This window comes from Jiella endophytica, from assembly GCF_004519335.1.
GTDB lineage: Bacteria > Pseudomonadota > Alphaproteobacteria > Rhizobiales > Rhizobiaceae > Jiella > Jiella endophytica.
Genome location: NZ_SOZD01000021.1, coordinates 2,501 through 5,000, shown reverse-complemented (window position 1 = coordinate 5,000; position 2,500 = coordinate 2,501). Strand labels below are relative to the sequence as shown.

At 56.4% G+C, this 2,500-nt stretch carries 1 rRNA gene (only partly in view); it reads right to left on the bottom strand.

Features of this window, described 5'->3' with window-relative positions:
* A 23S ribosomal RNA gene (locus E3C22_RS24260) occupies positions 1-1,979 on the bottom strand (it extends 976 nt beyond the left edge of the window).
* Positions 1,980-2,500 lie beyond the last annotated feature (521 nt).

Sequence of the window (2,500 nt, the reverse complement as noted above, 5' to 3'; positions counted from 1 at the left end):
TACGGCCGCCGTTTACTGGGGCTTCGATTCAAAGCTTGCACCTCTCCTCTTAACCTTCCAGCACCGGGCAGGCGTCAGACCCTATACGTCGTCTTGCGACTTCGCAGAGCCCTGTGTTTTTGGTAAACAGTCGCTACCCCCTGGTCTGTGCCACCCCACCCTACTTGCGTAAGATGAGGTCACGCTTCTTCCGAAGTTACGCGTGCAATTTGCCGAGTTCCTTCAGCAGAGTTCTCTCAAGCGCCTGGGTATTCTCTACCAGTCCACCTGTGTCGGTTTCGGGTACGGTCTATAATGATGGAGCTGTTTCCTGGGACCGCTTCGCCGCATGATCAATCCGTTAAGACCATACGACACACGCAATCCGTCACTACCATCAGGCCCACGAATATTAACGTGGTTCCCATCGACTACGCCTTTCGGCCTCGCCTTAGGGGCCGGCTAACCCTGCTCAGATTAACTTTAAGCAGGAACCCTTGGACTTTCGGCGAGGGAGTCTCTCACTCCCTTTATCGTTACTCATGTCAGCATTCGCACTTCCGATACCTCCAGGATCCCTCACGGGTATCCCTTCACAGGCCTACGGAACGCTCCGCTACCACTCCCTAAGGAGTCCACAGCTTCGGTGTATGGCTTGAGCCCCGGTACATTTTCGGCGCAAAGTCTCTTGTTTAGACCAGTGAGCTGTTACGCTTTCTTTAAATGATGGCTGCTTCTAAGCCAACATCCTGGTTGTTTTGGAAACTTCACATCCTTTCCCACTTAGCCATAACTTGGGGACCTTAGCTGGTGGTCAGGGTTGTTGCCCTCTCCACGACGGACGTTAGCACCCGCCGTGTGTCTGCCGGATAGTTCTTCCAGGTATTCGGAGTTTGGTTAGGATCAGTAAGACGGTGAGTCCCCATAGCCCATCCAGTGCTCTACCCCCTGGAGAATAAGTCCGACGCTCTACCTAAATAGATTTCGCGGAGAACCAGCTATTTCCGAGTTTGATTGGCCTTTCACCCCTAGCCACAAGTCATCCCAATCTATTGCAACAGATGCGGGTTCGGCCCTTCAGTGCGTGTTACCGCACCTTCAGCCTGCTCATGGCTAGATCACTCGGTTTCGGGTCTAATCCGACGAACTGAACGCCCTGTTCAGACTCGCTTTCGCTGCGCCTACACCTATCGGCTTAAGCTTGCTCGCCAGACTAAGTCGCTGACCCATTATACAAAAGGTACGCCGTCACCCTCACGGGCTTCGACTGTTTGTAGGCATTCGGTTTCAGGTTCTCTTTCACTCCCCTTGTCGGGGTGCTTTTCACCTTTCCCTCACGGTACTGGTTCGCTATCGGTCATGCACGAGTACTTAGGCTTGGAGCGTGGTCGCCCCATGTTCAGACAGGATTTCACGTGTCCCGCCCTACTCGAGGACCTCGAAGAGCCTTGCGCCTACGGGGCTGTCACCCAATCTCGCCACGCTTTCCAACGTGTTCGGCTTCTCTCATACGAGGCCACTGGCCTGGTCCGCGTTCGCTCGCCACTACTAACGGAGTCTCGGTTGATGTCCTTTCCTTCGGGTACTGAGATGTTTCAGTTCCCCGAGTTCGCTTCTAACCCCTATGGATTCAGAGTCAGATACCTTCACTGACTACCGTTAATCTAAACCGCTCACGGGCCGTCGGCCCTCCGCGAGGGCGGGCCATAAGGCCCGTCGCCCGGTCGGGCCCTGGCTGCCGCTCGCCCTTCAGGGGAACACGGCAGTCATAGGCCGAACGGCCGTCGCCGCTTTAGCGGCGCGCCCGCGCAGGCGATCGCAAAGCGATCTGCCGCGAGCGAGCAGTTTAGACTTAACGGTAGTCGAAGGTGGGTTGCCCCATTCGGAAATTCACGGATCAAAGCTTATTCGCAGCTCCCCATGACTTATCGCAGCGTATCACGTCCTTCATCGCCTGTGCATGCCAAGGCATCCACCAAATGCCCTTCAGACACTTGATCGTTCTCATCGTCAATGATCATCGGCTTTCCGACCCGAAGGGTCGAAAGCCGTTTGTCTTTCGCTCACGCCAGATCGCTACGCGATCGGCTGCGCGGGCGCGGCCTGACCGGCCGACGCGCAGTCGCGCTTGCCTTCGGTCTCCAAAGGAGACCTCGGACCAGCACCCTACCCGCCGGACGACGCAAAACGCATCCGAACCTGCAAGCTCAAAACAAGAGAGAAGACCATCGATTTGAGATCATTCTTGGTTTGGCACCGCAAACATCCGCCGGGCGTGCAACCCAAACGAACGTCCTGCAGCGGTGCCATGATTGCCAGTCGGGCGGCTAAACCCAACTGGCGAAAGACCAGCTTCTCGAGACGAACCCCGACGATGTGCGGTCAGGCAACACCGATCAATGGCGAAAGGTCGTTATGACCCGGACAAGGGCGATGAACCCTCTTCCGGAACCCTTCGCCGACAGAACCGTGCTTGCTGCAGATGCAGCGCCCCGGAGTAGGAGGCAGACCCGTTACCAGG